12 protein-coding genes are annotated in these 19,080 nt (G+C 72.0%); 4 read left to right on the forward strand and 8 right to left on the reverse strand.

Annotated elements, in window-relative coordinates:
- The coding region (locus AC2YHJ_RS27365) for a peptidoglycan -binding protein (protein ID WP_487399361.1) at positions 1 to 960 on the forward strand (960 nt) is incomplete at its 5' end.
- A 9-nt stretch (positions 961 to 969) separates the two neighbouring features.
- Here AC2YHJ_RS27365 and AC2YHJ_RS27370 read toward each other — a convergent pair.
- From AC2YHJ_RS27370 to AC2YHJ_RS27380, 3 genes are all read right to left on the reverse strand, one after another.
- Positions 970 to 3,426 carry a hypothetical protein gene (locus tag AC2YHJ_RS27370; RefSeq protein WP_487399362.1) on the reverse strand — a complete coding sequence of 819 codons (2,457 nt, stop codon included), beginning with the start codon at positions 3,424 to 3,426 and terminating at the stop codon, positions 970 to 972.
- Positions 3,427 to 3,431: 5 nt separating this feature from the next.
- Positions 3,432 to 3,989 carry a hypothetical protein gene (locus AC2YHJ_RS27375; RefSeq protein WP_487399363.1) on the reverse strand — a complete coding sequence of 186 codons (558 nt, stop codon included), beginning with the start codon at positions 3,987 to 3,989 and terminating at the stop codon, positions 3,432 to 3,434.
- A gap of 271 nt (positions 3,990 to 4,260) precedes the next feature.
- Complete coding sequence (locus AC2YHJ_RS27380) at positions 4,261 to 6,789, reverse strand: glycosyltransferase (RefSeq protein WP_487399364.1); 2,529 nt, start codon at positions 6,787 to 6,789, stop codon at positions 4,261 to 4,263.
- A gap of 252 nt (positions 6,790 to 7,041) precedes the next feature.
- Here AC2YHJ_RS27380 and AC2YHJ_RS27385 point away from each other — a divergent pair, with 252 nt between their 5' ends.
- Together AC2YHJ_RS27385 and AC2YHJ_RS27390 are read left to right on the forward strand one after the other, a co-directional pair.
- A complete protein-coding gene (locus tag AC2YHJ_RS27385; protein WP_487399365.1) occupies positions 7,042 to 7,878 on the forward strand; it encodes a hypothetical protein in 837 nt (278 codons plus the stop codon).
- Between the two features lie 13 nt (positions 7,879 to 7,891).
- On the forward strand, positions 7,892 to 9,292 hold the full coding sequence (locus tag AC2YHJ_RS27390) for a class I SAM-dependent methyltransferase (RefSeq protein ID WP_487399366.1): 1,401 nt from the start codon (positions 7,892 to 7,894) through the stop codon (positions 9,290 to 9,292).
- A gap of 37 nt (positions 9,293 to 9,329) precedes the next feature.
- Here AC2YHJ_RS27390 and AC2YHJ_RS27395 read toward each other — a convergent pair whose 3' ends face one another.
- From AC2YHJ_RS27395 to AC2YHJ_RS27415, 5 genes are all read right to left on the reverse strand, one after another.
- Positions 9,330 to 10,073 (reverse strand): hypothetical protein, encoded by a 744-nt coding sequence (locus AC2YHJ_RS27395; RefSeq protein WP_487399367.1) that lies wholly within the window; start codon positions 10,071 to 10,073, stop codon positions 9,330 to 9,332.
- Positions 10,070 to 10,843, reverse strand: coding sequence for a hypothetical protein (locus AC2YHJ_RS27400; RefSeq protein WP_487399368.1), 774 nt, complete (start codon positions 10,841 to 10,843; stop codon positions 10,070 to 10,072). Before AC2YHJ_RS27400 ends, AC2YHJ_RS27395 begins: the two co-directional genes overlap by 4 nt.
- A 25-nt stretch (positions 10,844 to 10,868) precedes the next feature.
- Positions 10,869 to 12,000, reverse strand: a protein-coding gene (gene prfB / locus AC2YHJ_RS27405) for a peptide chain release factor 2 (protein WP_487399369.1) whose coding sequence is annotated in 2 segments (ribosomal slippage) — positions 10,869 to 11,930 and positions 11,932 to 12,000 — 1,131 coding nt in all. Because the reading frame shifts where the segments join, the coding sequence is not laid out codon by codon here.
- 9 nt (positions 12,001 to 12,009) lie between these two features.
- Positions 12,010 to 14,655: a penicillin-binding protein 1A gene (locus AC2YHJ_RS27410; protein WP_487399370.1), complete on the reverse strand. Its 2,646-nt coding sequence runs from the start codon at positions 14,653 to 14,655 to the stop codon at positions 12,010 to 12,012.
- 115 nt (positions 14,656 to 14,770) lie between these two features.
- The gene (locus tag AC2YHJ_RS27415; protein ID WP_487399371.1) at positions 14,771 to 15,895 is read right to left on the reverse strand and encodes an N-acetylmuramoyl-L-alanine amidase family protein; all 1,125 of its coding nucleotides are present in this window, start codon (positions 15,893 to 15,895) and stop codon (positions 14,771 to 14,773) included.
- An 850-nt stretch (positions 15,896 to 16,745) separates the two neighbouring features.
- Between AC2YHJ_RS27415 and AC2YHJ_RS27420 the strand changes: the two genes are divergently transcribed.
- Positions 16,746 to 19,080, forward strand: a 2,335-nt coding sequence (locus AC2YHJ_RS27420) for an Rne/Rng family ribonuclease (RefSeq protein WP_487399372.1), incomplete at its 3' end; no start/stop codon positions are given.

The following is a 19,080-nucleotide window of genomic DNA, read 5'->3' on the forward strand; positions in this document are numbered from 1 at the left end:
GGGCTCGGAGATGTGGATAAGAAACGGGCCAAGAAGCGTGCCACCGCCGCCGAAGCCACCCAGCGGACCGCAGAGGCCGCCGCGCGCGATGCCGTCGCGCGCGCCGCCACCGCCGAACAGGCTCGTCAGCGCGCCGAGGACATCGCCCGCCAGGCCGCGGCCGTGCAAGCCTCCGCCGAGCGCGCGCGGGCCGAGGCTGAACGCGACGCCTCCGCCCGTATCGCCGCGGCCGAACGTGCCCGCGCCGAGGCCGACGCGCTGCGCGCCGAAAGCACGGGTCGCGCCGGGGGTGCCGAGGCGCGCGCCGCCGAACAGACCCGCCTCGCCGACAGTGCCCGCGCCCAGGTCGCGCTGCTGACGCGCCAGATCGAATCGCTGCGCGCCGAACTCGCCCGCCTCGTCACCGCTCTCGAACTGGAAGAAGCGGCCGGGCGCGACCGGGAGGCGCAGATCTCCCTGCTCGGCCAGCGGCTGAATGCCGCACTCGCCGCCCGGGTCGAGGAGCTTCAGCGTTTCCGCTCCGACTTCTTCGGCCGGTTGCGCCAGGTGCTCGGCGAAAGGCCAGAGGTCCGCATCGTCGGCGACCGCTTCGTCTTCCAGGGGGAGGTGCTGTTCGCCCCCGCCTCGGCCGACCTGTCCGAAGCCGGGCGCGCGCAGGTGCGCGACCTCGCCCGCGTGCTGCTGGAGGTGACGCCGCAGATCCCGGCGGAGATCGCCTGGGTGGTGCGCGTCGATGGCCATGCCGACCGCACGCCGATCCGCTCGGCCCGCTTCGCCAGCAACTGGGAACTGGCCGCCGCGCGCGCTATCGCAGTGGCGCAGATGCTGATCGCGGAGGGCCTGCCGGCGAACCGCGTGGCGGCGACCTCCTTCGGCGATACCCAGCCGATCGAGGCAGGCGAGAACCCGGCCGCCTATGCCCGCAACCGTCGCATCGAGGTGCGGCTGACGGACCGGTAGCCGGCCCCCCTACGCGAACACCGCCTGCTCCAGCAGCAGCACCAGTTCCCGCCCCGTGCCCGGTTCCCGCACCCCGCCGGCGAAGGCGAGCGCCACCTCGTTCATCCCGGCCCGCAGCGTGAGGTCGAGCACGATCTCTCCGGCCTCGCGCAGCCCGGCGCCCTCGATCTCCAGCAGCGTGGGCGTGCCGCCATCCAACGTCACGCGCATGCCCTGGCGCGGCGCCAGGCAACGGTAGCGCAGGGCCAGCCGCGCCGGCCCCGCCGCATCGGTCTCCACCACCAGCTTTGCGTCACGCGCTACCACCCAGCGCACCCCAGCCGGCACGCCAAGATCGGGGAACGGTCCCTCGGTCGGGCCAACGCCTTGCGAAAGATCCCAGCGCAGGCGCGGGCCGCTGTGCGGGGGCAAGGGCGGCGGTTCGACCGGTCGTGCGGCATTTGTTTCGGTGAGCGGGCGCGTCGTGCCGGCAAGCGTGGTCGCCTGGGCCGACAGCAGCGTGACGCCCTGCCCAGCCGCCGCCTCGGCCACCAACTCCCAGGCCGCCCCCTCGCCGGCAGCGCGCAGCAGGGCCGGCGGCAGCGTCGCGGTGCCGAGCCATGTGCCGTCCGCCTCCGCCGACAGCAGCAGCCTTGCCGCCGCACTGCCCAGATGCAGCGTGACGGCGGGCGGCGGCAGCGCGGGATCGCAACGCAGCCTGAAGGCCAGCAGGCAGGGCCGGTCCTGCGCCGCGGTGAGGTCCCCGGCGATGCCGGGCGCCAGGACCCAGCCCGCAGGCGGTGCCGCCCCGCTGCCGACCCGCAGCAGCGGTAGCGGCATCGCCTCCAGCCCCGCCCCGCCCGCCGCCGGACCCAACTGCATGCCGCCGACCAGCACGCCGAGGTCACGCGCATCGTTCTGCGGCCGATAGGTGTGGGGCAGACGCAGCCGCAGATCGACGCGCGGCTTCGCACGCCCCGGGCCCGGCCCGCGCAGCGTCAGCCGTGCCCCACGCCCTTCGCGCTGCCAGCCCAGCGTCACCCCCGCATCGGCCCCGACCACCTCGGTGCGGTCGAGTTGCTCGGCCCCGAAGAAGGACAGCAGCGAGATGTCGAGTTGCCACGGCTCCGCGAAGGGCCAATCGAAAGCGATGGACGGTTCCTGGGTTGCCCAGCGCACGGTGCGCCCGTCCACCGATTCCAGCCGGTGCCAGCCGCCATCCAGTCGGGCGAGGTCGACCACCATGGTCGTCGGCCGCGCCACCAGGCTCGCCGCCGCCTTGTGCCGGACCCACAGTGCGGCGATCTGGTCGATCAGCGCCGCCGCGCCATTCGCCGCGCAGTATCGCGCCGCCGCCGCCGCCGATTGCGCGGCGAGTTCGTCGATGCGCGGCAGCGCCGCGGCGAAGGCTTCCGCGATCGCCTCCGGGCTGTGCGCGCCATAGGCGACATACCCAGCCCCCCAGTGCCGCGCCTCGTTCTCCAGCCAGGTGCCGGCGGGAACCACGACGGGGGTGCCCAGGCTGATCGCCTCCCACAGCACGCCCGAGGACTTCCGGCGGTACAGCGCCGGGTCGTAAGGGAACAGCGCGATGCCGACGCTGCGCACGAGCGCGACATAGTCCGCCGGCGACAGCCGGCCGCCGGCGAGGTCGAGGGTCGCCACGCTCTCGGGCAGTGCCTGCAGCGCCTCGGCCGCCGCCTTCGCTGCGCCCCAGGCGGAATTGGCATTCACATGCGCGACAAGGCGCCAATCCGGATGCGCGGCGGCCAGGCGCGGGATCAGGTCCGGCAGCAGCGCCACGCCCTTGTCGATGCGTGCATCACCGGCGAACAGCAGGGCGTGGCGCGGCGCGGATGGCGGCGTCGGCCCGGGCTCGGGGCGGATCGGCAGCGGATGGGCTGGGATCGGGCGGCCGAACAAGGCACTGAATTCGGTCGCGTGCTGCCCGCCGCTCGCGAACAGGTGGACGGGCGGCCCGTCCTCCTGCGCGGCACGATCGGCCAGGCGATAGAACAGCGCGCGCAGCGGATCCTCGACCACCCGCCGCCCCTCCGCATCGACCGCGAGGCCGGAAGGGAACATCAGGTGCAGCAGGAACAGCGGCGCCTCGAGCGGATCGAAGCCCTTCATCCAGCCGATGTATCCGGCGAGGTGGTTCTCGGTGACCGTCGGCACCAGCACCGCGTCGGCCGCGCGGAATTCCGAGCGCGGCAGCAGCGCCAGTTCTGATTGCAGCAGGTCGTTGAAGTGCCGCCAGTCGTCCATCGCCCCGGTGATCGGGTCCTTGTGCAACTCGGCATAGGTGCTGGCGGTGAAGTGCGGCAGGATCCGCACGCCCTCGATCGCGGCGGCGGCGAAGCGGCGATTGGCGACGATCGTCACCGCCTCCCCCCTCGCCCGCGCTTCCCGCGCGATCGCCATGTCATAGGCCAGGTGATGCCCGGCTTCGCCTTCGAGGTTGGGGTCGAGGATGACGAGGGCCATGGGACCTATTCGGTAAGGGCGGCGACGAAGGCGCCGAGGGCGGGGCTGCGGGCAAGCGGGTACTGCGCGAGATGAGCGAGCACGGCCGCGACGGCCTGCCCCGTCGCGGCATCCGCCCGCGCCGCGACCAGCATCTCCGCGACGACGCCAAGCGCCGAGTCGAGTTCCTGCGCCGCCAGCGCCGCGACGACACGGCCACGCCCGGCCTCCAGGTCATAGGCCGCGCGCCGCGCCGGGGCACGTATCGCGCGCGGGGCGAGCAGTGTCAGGGTCGGCGAATGCCGCGGACGCAGCAGGAAGACCACCCGGCAGCGCAGCGGCGGCGCCGGGGCCTCGATGGTGAAGGCGGCGCCCGCCTCGGCAGTGGTGGCGAGGAAGGCGGCATCAGCGAGCGGCAGGAAGGCGGTCGGTGCGCCGGTGGACGGCAGCAACCGCGCGGCACCGGGGTCCGGCCAGCCCTCGGCAAGGATGGCGAGGCCGCCGGTCGAGGGCGCGCGGAATTCGGCGATGACGGCGCCGGCGGCGTGGCGCCAGTCGGCGGGCGGGAGGAGGAGGGTTGTCATGCCGCGCGACCAGAGAGGGGCTTTGCCCCTCTCCGGACCTCTCCCCACCAAAGGGCAGTGCCCTTTGGAATGCCGACACTTGGTGCCGGGCACGAATTGCGCGCGACACGGTGACGGTACGTCGGAGACGATTCCGGGCGCCGTGCCCCGCGGCCGCGCACCATTTCGACGCCCCCGCCGCGCCCATCGCCAAGTGCCGGCATTCCAAAGGGCACTGCCCTTTGGTGGGGTGGTCTGGAGGGGCGAGGCCCCTCCAGGGCTTCCTGCGCCCTCATCCCCGCACCAACGCCTCGTACAGCGCCGCATGTGCTGCCGCGATCCGCCGCCAATCCAGCGCCTCAGCTCGCACTCGTGCTGCGCGGCCGAGGGCTTCCGCGCCGGCGGGGTCGCGGGCGAGGCCGAGCACGGCGTCGGCGAGCGCCCGCGCGTCGCCCGGCGGGACGAGCCGTGCCGCGCCAGCGGTCATTTCGGCGACGCCGCCGATATCGGTGCTGACGATCGGACGGCCGCAGGCCATGGCCTCGAGGATCGCGTTGTTGGCGGTGGCGTCACGCAGCGGCAGCAGCAGCGCATCGGCGTCGCGATAGGCCTGGCGCAACGCCTCGTCGGTCAGGCCGGTCTCGATGACGACGCCGGAAGGCGCACCGGCGGGCGGGGTGGGGGAGATGACGCGCAGGCTGGCGGCCAGCCCCGTCTGACGCAGCAGGCCGAGCGCGGCGAAAGCCGAATCATGATCGCGGAGCCAGTGGCCGACCGAGAGCAGACGGAAGCCCGGCCCCGGGGCGCGCGGGCCAGGGGTGAAGAAGTCGGCATCGATGCCATGAGGCAGGATGTGGATGCGGGCGGGGTCGATCTCGGAGGGGATGGCGGCGCGCTGCGCCTCGCACAGCAGGATGATGGCGTCGAGCCGGCCGAGCAGGGACGCGTTCATCATGCGCGCCAGCAGCGTCGGTGGCTGGTGGAAGGTCGCCGCCATGATGGGCCGGCGGCCGCCAGCGAACAGGGCGGACGGCAAGCGCGGCAGCAGCCACAGCGCCAGTTCCCCGTCGATCGCGTGCAGGATGTCGGCCGGTGCCGCGGCGCAGGCGGCGAGCAGCTCTGCCTCGGCCAGCCAGGCATTGCCCTGCTGGCCGAAGGGCTCGGTGCCGAGCAGCCGGCCCCATGCGAGGTAGTCTGCCGCGCGGTCCCCGGCCAGGGCGGCGCCAAGCGGCGTGGCGCGGATGTCGGTGGAGATGCTTTCGGGCAGGTGGCGCAGGAACTGATAGGGGCCGGACCGCGCCCCGTGATGGACGTGGCGCGCATGCAGCGCGAGCAGCCGCGTCACGCCGGTAGCGGCCGGGGCCGCAGGCGGCGGCGCGAGCCCCGCGACCGCCGTACCACCTTCCTGGCGCAGCAGGAGGTTGGCGGGGAAGCGCAGGAAGGCCGCTTCGGGCCGGGCCGAGACCGAAACCGGCGCGCGGCGGAAGGCGCCGAGGGCGCGGGCATGCGCCGCTTCATCAGGGGCGGTCATGCGGACTGGCTGCGCGATCTCCTCATACAGCGCGGCGAGTTGCGCACCGATCACGGGCAGCGCGTTCTCCGCCTCCACCTGCGCACGGGAGGACGCGCGCAGCCCGGCATCGCCATGGTACTGCGCGACGTAGCGCAGCAGCGCCTCGGCAAGCGCCTCGGGCTCGGGCGCGGCGGCGAGGACGCCGCTCGATCCTTCCCGCACGATCTCGACCAGCCCGCCGACCGGCGTGGCGAGGCAGGGCGTGCCGCAGGCGAGCGCCTCCAGCGCGATGTTGGGGTAGTTGTCCTCGAGCGAAGGGATGCAGGCGAGATCGGCGGCGCCGAGAATGTCGGCGAGCACGGCGTCGTCCTCGACTTCCCCGAAGGCGAGCGTCGTCAGCCCGTCCCAGCCCGGCAGCGGCGACTTGCCGAAGCCCGCGAGTGCGACGCGCGCCCCGGCCGGTAGCGCGGCGGCGAGGCGGCCATCGTCATGCAGGCGGCGCAGCGCCTCGATCAGGATCGCGCCGCCCTTGCGCCGCTCGCGGTTGTCATAGGCACCCAGCACCAGCAGCAGATCATCCGGCCCGATGCCGAAGGCGGCGCGCAGCGCGGCGCGGTCGGCGCGCGGGACGAAATCCGCGGTCTCGATCGGGTTGGGGATCACCGCGATGCGGCAGCCACCGAGGATCGTGCTCTCCGCCGCGCGATCCGCCATCCAGCGTGACGGTGCGACGATCACCGGACCGGGCGCGGACCAGGCGGCGCGCTTCTCGGCGAAGGCATTGGGCACCAGCGACCAGGCATCGTGCAGTTGCGGGCATTGCAGGCAGGCGGTGCGGTATTGCTCGCAGCCGCCCGGGTAATGGCAGCCGCCGGTCATCGGCCAGAGGTCGTGCAGCGTCCACACCACGACGCGCCCTGCCGCGAGCCAGCGCCGGAGTGCCGCCGGCGGCACCGACCAGGATGTCCAGTGCAGGTGCAGGATGTCGGCCGCGGCGACGAGGGCCTGGCGATCCAGCGCAAGGCCCGGATGGGCGATCGAGAACAGCGTGTTGGTCGCATCCGTGCGCGCCGTCTGCACCACGCCCCATTGCACGCGGTCGCGCAGCACGGTGGCGAGCGCAGCCTCGGCCGGGTCCTCCGGCGGCGTCGGTTGCAGCACGATGTCGTCCGGCGCGCGCGCCACGCCTTCCGCGAAGGCGAAGGCCGACAGCAGCCCGGCCTGGCGCGCAGCGAGATGGGCGCGACGGCCCGCGCGCCCCGCGCCGCCGCCGGCACCCGTGCAGAGATGGACGACGGTCCTTGCCAAGCAGCGGCCCCGCTTTCCCCGATCCCGCGGCCCCGGATGCACCGCTGCCGCCCCCGGGATGCCGGGCACGGTATCCGGCGCCTAACGCCCGGCCCGGCCAGCGTCAAGCCGCAGGCGCGGCTTCCGCCACGCGGCTCGCCATGCGATCCTTCCTTGCCGGCCCGCACCCCACGACGAGAGCATCCCTGGCGGCCGGGCCGGGGATCGGCCGCTGCCGGTATCGCGCATGGCCTCACCTCGGGAGTAGTCGCGTTGAAGCTGCCGGAGCACCTCGCTGCGCGGACCATCGTCACCATCGCAACCCAGCGCAGCGGCACCAAGGCCTTCGCGCAAGCGCTGAACAGCGGCGCCCTGGTTCGCTCGGCCTACGAGATCTTCCTGCCGAACAACCCGGCAGGCAGCATCACCCGCGCCTGGGCGGCGCATCTCGGCGCGCATCCCGATTTCGGCTTCTCGCAGGAGGAGCTGACCGCTTTCCTCGACGACTTCCTGACCAAGCTGCACGCGTCGACCGACCGCGACCATCTGCATTTCGACGTGATGTACGACAATCTCGGCGTGCTCTCGGCGCTGTGGACCTATCCCATCGGACTGCCGTGGCGGAACTTCCTGATGGGCTACATGCGCAGCCGCGGCATCCTCGTCGTGCACCTGATCCGCGAGGATGTGCTCGCCTGCTTCGCGAGCAACATCATCGCCCAGACGCGCAACCTCTATCACACCGACAAGGACATCCCGGAGAAGGAGGAAGCGCCGATCACGCTCGATCCCGAGCGCGCTCTGCACTACGTGCTGCCGGTCGCGCGCACACGCGAACTGGTGCGCGAGGCCTTCCGCGGCCATCGCCGCTATGTCGAGCTCACCTATCCGCATTTCATCAAGGACGACCACGTCGCGCCCGATGCGGTGAACAGGATCGCGACGCTGCTCGGTCTCGCGCCCGATGCCGCGGCCGGGCTGTTCGGCCCGATCCGCATGCGCCCGACCGCGCCCGACAAGCGCCGCCTGATCAGCAACTACGACGAGGTCGCCGCCCATATCGCGCCGGCGCTGGCGAAGCTCGCCGAACCGCGCGGGCAGCGCTGGTAGCATTATCGCGCGCATGAGCGACGACGATGTCCTCCGGGCCGCGCTCGCGGCCTTCAACCCGGCGCGATGGCCGGTGCGCAGCGTCGACCGCCCCGATGCCGCACCCGATCCGCAGGACGGGCCGGCGATCATCGTCATCCGCGGCGCCAACGACCCGGCTTTCGACCGCGTGAAGCGCCGCTTCACCGAAGTCGGCGTCATCGGTGGCACGACGCCGGCCTGGATCGGCGCGACGTCGCCACCACCCCTGCCGTCAGGCTCATCCGGGGCGCTGATCGTCTCCTTCTACACGCGCGCCACCCGCTACGAAGCCTATGCAGAACGTCTGCGGGCGAGCCTGGACCGTCAGGGCGTGGACTACGAACTGACCGGTCTCGACGTCCCGGGCAGTTGGGAGATGGTCTGCGCCTTCAAGGCGGAATTCATCCAGGATCAGTGGCGCCGCACGGACCGGCCGGTCATCTGGCTCGACGCCGATGCGACACTGGAAGGCCCACCTGGCCTGCTCTCCGCGCCCGGCGCCGACTTCGCCATCCACAAGCATGGCGGGTGGAAGTTCTCGGCCGGCTCCATCCTGTTCGGGCGCAACCCGGCGGCCGAGGCGCTGCTCGACCGCTGGGTGCTGCGCTGCCGGGCGGATCCGCGGATGTGGGACCAGAACCACCTCGACGCCGCCTGGGCGGATGTCTCCGCGACCATGCCGCTCGTCACACGCTGGCTACCCTCGGGCTACTTCGCGGTCTGGGACAATTACGACGCGGCGACGCTCGGCCCGCCGGTCGTGCTGCAGCACCAGGCGTCGCGCGGGGAGGCCCGCACCGGGCGCAAGCAGGAAGCCCCGCCGCCGCAGCCCGAGGCGCTGCGCATCGCGCGCCGGGCCAGCCGCTTCCTGCGCGGGCCGGGCAGCCAGTTCGAGGGTGCGGCGCAGTTCAAGCCGGAGACCGCCGGGATCGCTGGCCTCGGCCCGCATCTGCGCGCCCTGGCGGAAGGCCATCTGCCGCTGGTCGATATCTGCTGCGGCACCACCGGCATCGCCGCCGCCTTCGCCGCGGATGAATACATCGGCGCCGACATCCGGCCCGAGGCGCTACTCGCCGCGCGCACTGCCCTGCCCGATCGCCGCTGGCGCGTGCTGATGGAGGAATATCCCTACCCTGCCGGCGGAACCGCGCTGCTGCTCGACGTGCTTGCTCATGTGCCGGATGCGTCGCTGCCCACGATCCTGGGGCACGCAGCGACGGCAGCACCGCGATTGATCATCTGCGAAGCGCTCGGCCGTCGCAGGCGGGTTGCAGGAGGCTTCCATCGGGACGCGGCGGAACTGGTCAGCGCCTGCGCCGCGGCCGGATGGCTTCCGGACGGGCAGGAATCGACCGAGGGCGAGCGGGAGATCCTGCTGTTTCGCCGCGGGTGAGCGCGAGGGAAGGAGCAAGGCGACCCTTCGGTCCCGCCTAGGCTTCATCCTCCTTCGTCGCATCGTCCGGTGCTTCCGCGGCCGGTCGGTCGAGCCGCCGCACCACCGTGTCGAGCTTCCGCAGCCGGGCCGCCACTTCCAGCAGGATCGGTCCCGCGACGTCGTCGAGCGCCGCGACCTGGCCCACGCGCCGCAACAGGTTCACAACCATGTCGCCGCCAGGCTTGAACACCGTCATGCCGTCGAACAGTTCCACGCTACCGGGCCGCTGGCGCTCCGCCGACCGGGGATAGAAACGCCGCTCGGTCTCGGCGAGCTTGGCGAGGTTCGCGAACACCGTGCCGGTCAGCGCTACGGAGCGCTGCACCGGGGTGTGCCCGTGATCGGTCAGCGTGTCGCAGGCCGAGACCAGCCAGCGCAGCGACAGTTCGCGCCGCAGGAACGCGCCTTCCTCTGACCAGAGTCGCAGGTATAGCGGCAGGAAATGCGCCACCGCCAGGCGCCGGCGCAGCGCCACGACGAAGCCGGCATGCAGCGGAAGCAATTCGCTGCGCCCGATGAATTCGCTGCGCAACTCGTTCACGTGCTCGAAGAAGTCGAGCCGGCGGCCGCCGAAGGCAGGCCCGCGCCGCTCGCCACGCGTGAAGGCGTTGTCGACCGCGCCGACCGTCACCTCCCGGAGTGCCGAGAAATCCATCCCGGCCGCGGCGTAGTCGCGGGGATCGCGCCGCGGCGGCCGCGCCGCCGATGATCCGCCGGCCCTGACGCCGCCGCCCGTCACACCGCTGCCGCCGCGCCGTCGCGCAGCGCTTCGGCCAGGCTGCTGCCGCCTTCCACGGCCCAGTTCGGCCGCCCGATCTCGTCCAGCGTGCGCAGCACCAGGTCGCGATTGGCGAAGGCCGAGGTGACGTCCCAGCGTCCCTGCTTGACGAGGCGGCTCGACATTTCGAGCGCGCCGACCGCACCCGCAAACCGCGCGGCGTTGCGCAGCATGACGGGGTCGAGCAGGTCGATATAGCTCACCGGCAGGAACAGCTTTCCCGCGGCATCGAGGCCGTTCAGCACCTCGTCATAGAACTGGCGGAAGCTTTCGCGCGCCGACAGGAAGCGCTTCGGCTCGAATTGCAGCGGCGGCGCCTCAACCCGCGCCGCATTGCCCGACAGCGCCCAGACGCCGGTGCGGTTGGCGGTGAGCTGGGAGGAATGCACCGCGAGGAAATTCGGCCGGAACAGCACGATGCAGCGCCAGCCCGGATCCATGATGATGCGCCGCCGCAGGTCCGGCGCATGGTTCGGCAGCAGCTTGATGCCGAGGACCGGCGTCGTGCATTCGCGCTCCAGCCGGCCGAGGAAGGCCAGCGGATTGGCATCGCGTTCCGCCTTGAGCGCGTTCTGTGGCCCGGTCGCGAGGTGGACGCTGCTCGGGTTGAACGGTTCCGTGTGGAAGGTGACGTCGGGCAGCGAGCCGAGGCTGCTTGCGAGGTAGTTGGTGCCGGTCCTCGGAAAGCCGAGGATGACGACGCGATGCCGTGGACCCGGCACGGCCATCATCCCCCGATCCCTGGCGCCCGGGGCTTCACCGCGCCGCCGCGCTCGCCTCGGACCGCGTCGCGCCGACGCGCTGGGCCAGCGCCGCGGCCATGAACTCGTCGAGCTCGCCATCCAGCACGGCGTCCGGATTGCCCTTCTCCACGCTGGTCCGCAGGTCCTTCACCATCTGGTAGGGCTGCAGCACATAGGAGCGGATCTGGTGACCCCAGCCGATGTCGGTCTTGCCGGCTTCGACCGCGTCGGAGATCGCCTCGCGCTTGCGCAGTTCCAGCTCGTAGAGCCGGGCCTTCAGCATCTCCATCGCGATGGCGCGGTTGCGGTGCTGGCTGCGGTCCTGGGTGGAGGCGGCGATGATGCCCGTCGGGATATGCGTGAAACGCACGCCCGATTCGGTCTTGTTGACGTGCTGCCCGCCGGCACCCGAGGCGCGGAAGGTGTCGGTCTTGAGATCGGCCGGGTTGATCTCGATCTCGATCTTGTCGTCGATCACCGGATAGACATAGACCGACGCGAAGGACGTCTGGCGCCGCGCGGCGGCGTCGAAGGGGCTGATGCGCACCAGGCGGTGGACGCCGCTTTCGGTTTTCAGCCAGCCATAGGCGTTGGGGCCGCTGACCTGCACGGTCGCCGACTTGATGCCGGCCTGCTCGCCTTCGGACTGTTCGGTCAGCGTCACCTTGTAGCCGCGCCGTTCGGCCCAGCGCATGTACATGCGCAGCAGCATCTGCGCCCAGTCCTGCGCCTCGGTGCCGCCAGCCCCGGCGTTCACTTCCAGATAGGCGTCGTTGGCGTCAGCCTCGCCGGACAGCAGGCTCTCGATCTCCAGCCGCTTGGCTTCCGCGGCGAAGCCTTCGAGGTCGGCCATCGCGGCCTTGATCGTGTCCTCGTCGGCTTCGGCCTCGGCGAGTTCGATCAGGCCCAGCGCGTCGGCGACGTCGCGTTCAAGCTTCTGGACACCCTCGACCTGGCCGGCCAGCCGCCCGCGTTCGCGCATCACACGACCGGCTTCGGCGGCATCGTTCCACAGGGTGGGGTCCTCGGCGCGGGCGTTCAGCTCGTCGAGGCGGCGGACGGCGGCATCCCAGTCAAAGATGCCTCCTCAGCAGGGACACCGAGGCGGTGATCTGCTCGTTCAGGGATTCTGCTTCAGCACGCATGGGACGCGCTCAATAGAGCCCGCCCAGGTTGCTGTCGAGGCCGGTGGCCGAGGCGCCGCCGCCGCCCCCGCCGCCGCCACCTAGGCGGCGCGCGGCATTCTCCGTGCCCGGCCGGAATGCCTCGAGGATCGAGCCGTTGCCGATGTTGATGCGCACCAGGGCAACGCCCGGCGGTGCGCGGAATGGCACCGCCGGGCTGTCGCGCAGCGCGGCGGCCAGCACCTGGCGGAACACCGGGGCGGCATTGCCGCCGCCCGTCTCGCCATTGCCGAGCGTGCGGGGGTCGTCATAGCCCATCCACACCGCGATCGCGATGTCGGGGGTGAAACCGACGAACCAGTTGTCCTTGTAGTCGTCGGTGGTACCCGTCTTGCCCGCGATGGGGCGGTTCAGCCCCTGGCCCGCCCGGGTGCCGGTGCCGCGTTCCACCACGCCGCGCAGCAGGGAGACCATCTGATAGGCGGCGATCGGATCGGTCGCCTGATGGCGGATCCGGTCGGCCCGGTCCGCATCCGGCCGGTCCGGATTCTGCGGTTCCGGCGGGTTGGCCAGTTCGGGCGGGCCGTCATCGGGGCTGGTGGCGGAGCAAGTCGCGCAGGTCCGGCGGTCGGCGCGCCAGATCACCCGGCCGCGGCGGTCCTGCACGGAATCGATCAGCGTCGGCGGGGTCCAGACACCATTGTTGCCGAAGGCCGCATAGGCGGCCGCCATGCGCATCACCGTCGTCTCGCCGGCGCCGAGCGACATGGCGAGATAGCGCGGCATGTTGTCGATCACACCGAAGCGCCGCGCGGCGTCGCTGACCGCATCCATGCCCACCTGCTGCGCGACGCGCACGGTGACGAGGTTGAGGCTGCGCTCCAGCGCCTGGCGCATCGTCACCCAGCCATTGGCCTGCCCGGCGGTGTAGTTCTGCGGCCGCCACAGCCGGCCGCCCGACATCACCTCGATGGGTTCGTCGAGCAATTCGGTGTTGGGCGGAATGCCCTGCTCCAGCGCGTTGATGTAGACGAAGGGCTTGAAGGAAGAGCCGGGCTGCCGCTGCGCCTGCGTCGCGCGGTTGAACCAGGACCGCTCGAAGGACCAGCCGCCCACCATGGCCAGCACGCGCCCGGTCTGCGGGTCCATCGCGACGACCGCGCCTTCCACCTGCGGCATCTGGCGCAGTTCGACGCGTTCGGGCCGCGCGGAACGCCCCTGCGCGGGCATCTGCGTCGCCATCTGCTCGACGAAGACGACATCGCCGACATTGACCACCTGGTTCATGCGGGAGGGCTGGCCGCCCATCCGCCCGTCACGCACCGGCCGCGCCCAGGACGACAGGTCCTGCAGGTACATCAGCCCGGTCTGCGGCTGCGGCGCGCCGCGCCCGCCTTCCGGCCGTTCGATCCAGCCGACCCGAGCATCGGTGGCGCGGACTTCCAGCACGACCGCGAGGCGCCATTCCTGCAGGCCGCCCGGCGGGCGCTGGTAGGCCTCGAGCGCAGGCATCCATTCAGTCGGCCCGGCGGCGATGGTGCCGAAGGCGCCGCGCCAGCCGCCGCGGCGGCGGTCGTAATTCACCAGCCCCTCGCGCAGCGCGCGCTCGGCCGCCGCCTGCAGCTCGGGCTCCAGGCTGGTGCGCACCACAAGGCCGCCCATCGTCGTCTGCTCGGCGCCGAAGCGCTGGATCAGCTCGCGGCGGACTTCCTCGGTGAAGTGCTGGCCGACGGGCACAACCTCCGGCCGGCGGGTCGGACGCGGCACGATGGGCTCGGCCTTGGCGTAGCGCGCTTCCTCCCGCGTGATGTGGCCGTCCTCGGCCAGCCGGTCGATCACCCAGTCGCGCCGGGCACGCGCCGCTTCGGGGAAGCGCATCGGGTTGTAGTTGTTGGGCGCCTTGGGCAGCGCGGCGAGGAAGGCGGCCTCGGCCAGCGTCAGCTCGTCGAGGCCCTTGTTGAAATAGGCCTGGGCGGCGGCGGCGACGCCATAGGCGGATTGGCCGAGGAAGATCTCGTTCAGGTAGAGCTCGAGGATGCGTTCCTTCGACAGCGCCTGTTCGATGCGCACGGCGAGGATCGCCTCGCGCACCTTGCGCATCAGGGTGCGGTCGTTGCCGACCAGCATGTTCTTGGCGACCTGCTGCGTGATGGTGGACGCGCCACCCATCCGCCGGCCGGAGCCGTAATTCTCGGCCGCCGTCAGCAGCGCGCGCCCGATGCCGAGCGGATCGATGCCGGCATGGTCCCAGAAGCGCTGGTCCTCGGCCGAGACGAAGGCCTGCTGGATGCGGGGTGGGATCGCCTCGATCGGCACGAAGACGCGCCGTTCGGTCGCCAGTTCGGCGGTCAGCCGGCTGTCCGCGGCGTAGATCCGGCTCATCTGCGGGGGGTTGTAATCGGCCAGCCAGCGATAGTCGGGCAGGTCCTCGGACACCTGGCGGTACACGCCATAGGCGGCGACGGAACCGACCAGGCCACCCACCACGAGCAGCAGGAACAGCAGGCGGAACAGGCCGAGGCCGCGGCGGCGGCGCTTGGCGCGGGCCGGCTTCTCGCGGCGCGGGGTCTCCTGCGGGGGTTCCTCGGGCCGCGGGGCGTGGCCGGGCTCGGCGCCGCGCCGTGCCGTGCGGCGGGGGTCGAGCGGCGCGTCGGCGCGAAGTTCAGGCGTGGTCATCGGCAGACAGATACACCCTCATGAGGCATGGAGCGACACGCGATTGGCGGTTCCCGCCGCACCGCACCACTTGGGGCGCGGCAGCGCCGGAACAATGCGCGCGCACCGGCGCGTTTCACCCGACCGGGGCCGAATCGAGCCAGTGCTTCACTGCCCGCGACAGCGCGAGCGACAGCCGCGCCCGGTGGGCCGGTTGCTGCAATGCCGCCTCATCCCGCTGGTCGGACAGGAAGCCGAGTTCCACCAGGGCGGAGGGGATCTCCGGCGCCTTCAGCACGACGAAGGCGGCCTCGCGATGGGTGTTCGGCAGCAGTTGCACCTCCTCCCCCAATTCGCGCACGGCCAGCCGCGCGAGCCGGTTTGAACCCGCCCGCGTCTCCTGCCGCATTAGGCTGATCAGGATGCGCTGCACCTCGGGGCTGACGGAGGGCAGCCGCAGCCCGCCGGCGAGATCGGCGCGGTTCTCCCGCTGCGCCAGCGCTGCGCTCATGGCGTCAGAGGCCGTTTCGGACAGGGTATAGACTGAGGCGCCGCGCGCCCCCGGGGCGGAATCCGCGTGCAGGGAGACGAACAACGCGGCCTCCCGCCGCCGGGCGATCTCGACCCGGTCCGCCAGAGGAACGAAGACGTCGCGCGACCGGGTCAGCAGCACGCGACAGGTCCGGGCGGCCTCCAGCCGTCGTTTCAGTTCGAGTGCCGCGGCCAGCACGATGCGCTTTTCCAGTACGCCGGTGGCGCCGATCGCGCCGGGGTCGCGCCCGCCATGGCCGGGATCGAGCACCACCAACGGCAGCGGCCCGGCCACGCGCGCGGTCCCGGCCAGCACCTCCCGCCCAACGCGCACCGCGGCTTCGAAGCGGGCGTGCGACACGGAGGCGATGTCGATCACGATCTGCCCGTCGCGGGCGGGGCCGGCGGCCGGCAGGGCCGGGCCCGCGAGGTCCAGCACCAGCACGTCATCCGCCGCGACGAAGCGGGCGGCGCGCACCGGCCCGGCGCCGCGCAAGGCAGCACGACCGCGCCATGTGGCGCCCGGCAGATGTATGGTGAGCCGCAACGGGTCGGCTGAGGGACGGATCGACCAGCCTTGCGTGGCATCGACCGACAGCGTCAGGCGCGCACCGCCGCGCGTTGCCGCCAGAGCGGCTCCGGTCAATGTACCAGCCCGCGCCAGTGACGGCGCGGCGGTGGCGGCAAGCAGGCCGAGCCCCAGCAGGGGGCGCCGGCCGAAGCGCGACATCGATACGGTTCCCTGTCCCCCGGTCCAATCCCCCGGACCGGCAGACAATATGTCATGTATTTCAGATATTTGCCATGGTTGATTTGAAGTGGCGTGGTATCTGGCGGCGCAGGCATCCGGCCCGATGCCCGCGCATCGGGCCGCGAGCGCAAAGCGCGACCGCGCCCAACCCGTCCGTCGCGCCCGGCGCGCCAGCCCAGGGCGCAAAGGCAAGCCGGCCGCATGGCCGGCGCCCGCCGTTTGAGGGATAAAACCAAGGACTCAGCCCAATGCCGCGCATCGGGCCGGCACCTACCGTTTGAGAGGCACGACAAAAGCACCTCACGGCTGCCTTGTGGCAGCCGTGAGTGACGACTATGGTGCCCTGCCCCGGCGGCAACCGCTGCGGGCGGAATCCTGGGCAGGATCGCCCGGCGCGCGACCCGAGGGCTCAAGGCCGGGCGCGTGGCCGGCGCGACGAGACGGGAACCCGGCCTGGAGCCGGGGCGGCATACTCGCCCCCCCGCGCATTCCGTGGTTCAGCCGGGTGCCTTCCTGCCGGTTCCGCCAGCGCGGAGACGGGTGCGCGTATGGTCCGATCCGCCCCCAGCCGGCGAGCGGACCGCCGCACAGCGTCGCCGGCCCGCCCGTGCCTGGGACCACCGCGACACCGCGGCCGTTCAAGGGTTACCGGGGCAGAAACCAGGCGCGCCCACCCCGGGCCTGCATCGCCATGCGCGGTGCGCGGCCCACCGAGCGAGGACGACCGCCGCCGCATGCCAAAGGACGCAGCGCCGCGAATCCGTCTTTGCCCGGGCCCCGCCATTCCGTTGCGCCGCAGGCCCCGCCGCGGCGCGGAGCATTGCTTCCCATGACCAAGCGCATGCTGATCGATGCATCACACCCCGAAGAAACACGGGTGGTGGTGCTGGACGGCAACCGGGTCGAGGAATTCGACCTCGAGACCGCCACCCGCCGCCCGCTGAAGGGCAACATCTACCTGGCCAAGGTGGTGCGGGTGGAACCCAGCCTGCAGGCCGCCTTCGTCGAATATGGCGGTAACCGCCACGGCTTCCTCGCCTTCGGCGAAATCCACCCCGACTACTACCAGATCCCCATCGCCGACCGGCAGCGCCTGATCGAGATGCAGGCCGAGGACGCCCGCGCCGAGGAAGAGGCGGATATGCCGCCGGAATCGGCGATGGACCGCGCCGCCTGGAACGGCGAAGGCTCCGAGGGCTGGACCAATGGCGAGGAGGCCCCCGCCGAGGCCGCGCCCGCCGCCGAGGCCTCGACCGAGCTGGCAGCGGCAGCCCAACCGCTCGACATGGCCGATGACCGCATCACCGGCACGCCCGATGCCGGCCTGCCGATCGAGCCCGGCGCCGAAGCCACGGTCGAGGCCGCCGCGCCCGAGGCCCCCGAGGCCGAAGCGGCAGCGCCCGAGGCACAGGACGGCGAAGCCTTCGAGGATACCGGCCGCGTCGAGAGCCTGCCCGCCGAGGAAGCCCCCCCGCCCCCCGAGACGATCGGTGGCGAGGACCTGCCCGCCGAGGGCGAAGGCGAGGAAGACCGGCGCGAGCGCCGTATCCCGCCGCGCTTCCTGCGCCACTACAAGATCCAGGAAGTGATCAAGCGCCGGCAGATCATGCTGGTGCAGGTCGTCAAGGAGGAACGCGGCGGCAAGGGTGCCGCGCTCACCTCCTACATCTCGCTGGCCGGGCGCTTCTCGGTGCTGATGCCGAACTCGCCGCGCGGCGGCGGCGTCTCCCGCAAGATCACCTCGGCCGCCGACCGCAAGCGGCTGCGCGAAGTGGTCGAGGAGATGAGCCTGCCCGACGGCATGTCGCTGATCGTGCGCACCGCCGGCGCGCAGCGGCCCAAGCCCGAGATCAAGCGCGACTGCGAATACCTGCTGCGGCTGTGGGACAGCATCCGCGAACGCACCCTGTCCTCGACGGCGCCGGCGCTGATCTATGAGGAAGCCGACCTCATCAAGCGCTCGATCCGCGACGTCTATGGCCGCGACATCGACGAGGTGGTGGTCGAGGGCGACGACGCCTACAGCCAGGCGCGCGAGTTCATGCGCATGCTCATGCCGGCCAATTCCGGCCGCATCCGCATGCATCGCGAAGCCGTGCCGCTGTTCGCGCGCCACAATGTGGATGCGCAGCTCGACGCGATGCATTCGCCCGTCGTGCAGCTGAAGTCCGGCGGCTACATCGTCATCAACCAGACCGAGGCGCTGGTCGCCATCGACGTGAATTCGGGCCGCGCGACGCGCGACCGGCACATCGAGGACACCGCGCTGCGCACCAACCTCGAAGCGTCGGACGAGATCGCCCGGCAGCTTCGCCTGCGCGACCTCGCCGGCCTGATCGTCATCGACTTCATCGACATGGAGTCGTCCAAGCATGACGGGATGGTGGAACGGCGCCTGAAGGAGGCGCTGAAGCACGACCGCGCCCGCATCCAGGTCGGCCGTATCAGCCATTTCGGCCTGCTGGAGATGTCGCGCCAGCGGCTGCGCCCGTCCATCGCCGAGCAGACCTTCGTCGCCTGCCCGCATTGCCAGGGCCGCGGCACCGTCCGTTCCGTGGAAAGCAGCGCGCTGCAGGTGCTGCGCGCGGTCGAGGAGGAAGGGGCGAAGCGCCGCGCCGCCGAGATCTGCGTACATGTCGCCGCCCCGGTGGCGCTGTGGCTGCTGAACCGCAAGCGCGACAAGCTCGCGGAGATCGAAGCCCGCTTCGGCATGGCCGTGCTGTTCGAACCCGATGACACGCTGATGGGCCCGGCGCTGAAGATCGAGCGCCTGCGCGCCGCCGAGCCCGTCGCCATCCCGAGCACACCATCCGCGCTGCGCATGGACTACGCGCCCGAGCCGGTCGATGCCGAGGAGGAAGCGGAGGACACCGACGAGTCCGAAGCCGCCGAGGAGGGTGAAGCCGCTCCCCGTCGTGCCGAGGAGAGCGCCGAGGACGGCGAGCGCCGCCGCCGCCGCCGCCGCCGCCGCCGTGGTGGCCGTCGCGAGGACGGCCGCGAGGGCGCCCCCGGCGCCGAGGCGATGGCCGCGGGCGAAGGCGAGGCTGAAGGCGAAGGCGAGGCGGATGCCGAGGGAGAGGGCGAGGCCGAGACGGCCGAACCTGCCGAGGCCGCCGATGCCGGCGAGGCGACTGCCGCCGAGGCCGGTGACGCCGACGCCAAGG

The organism is Roseomonas sp. SRI_022 (assembly GCF_057586215.1).

Excerpts from the sequence above, each read along its gene's own strand:
- AC2YHJ_RS27410 (WP_487399370.1), bottom strand. The coding sequence starts at position 14,655 with ATGACCACGCCTGAACTTCGCGCCGACGCGCCGCTCGACCCCCGCCGC.
- AC2YHJ_RS27370 (WP_487399362.1), bottom strand. The coding sequence starts at position 3,426 with ATGGCCCTCGTCATCCTCGACCCCAACCTCGAAGGCGAAGCCGGGCAT.
- AC2YHJ_RS27375 (WP_487399363.1), bottom strand. The coding sequence starts at position 3,989 with ATGACAACCCTCCTCCTCCCGCCCGCCGACTGGCGCCACGCCGCCGGC.
- AC2YHJ_RS27390 (WP_487399366.1), top strand. The coding sequence starts at position 7,892 with ATGAGCGACGACGATGTCCTCCGGGCCGCGCTCGCGGCCTTCAACCCG.
- AC2YHJ_RS27415 (WP_487399371.1), bottom strand. The coding sequence starts at position 15,895 with ATGTCGCGCTTCGGCCGGCGCCCCCTGCTGGGGCTCGGCCTGCTTGCC.
- AC2YHJ_RS27400 (WP_487399368.1), bottom strand. The coding sequence starts at position 10,843 with ATGATGGCCGTGCCGGGTCCACGGCATCGCGTCGTCATCCTCGGCTTT.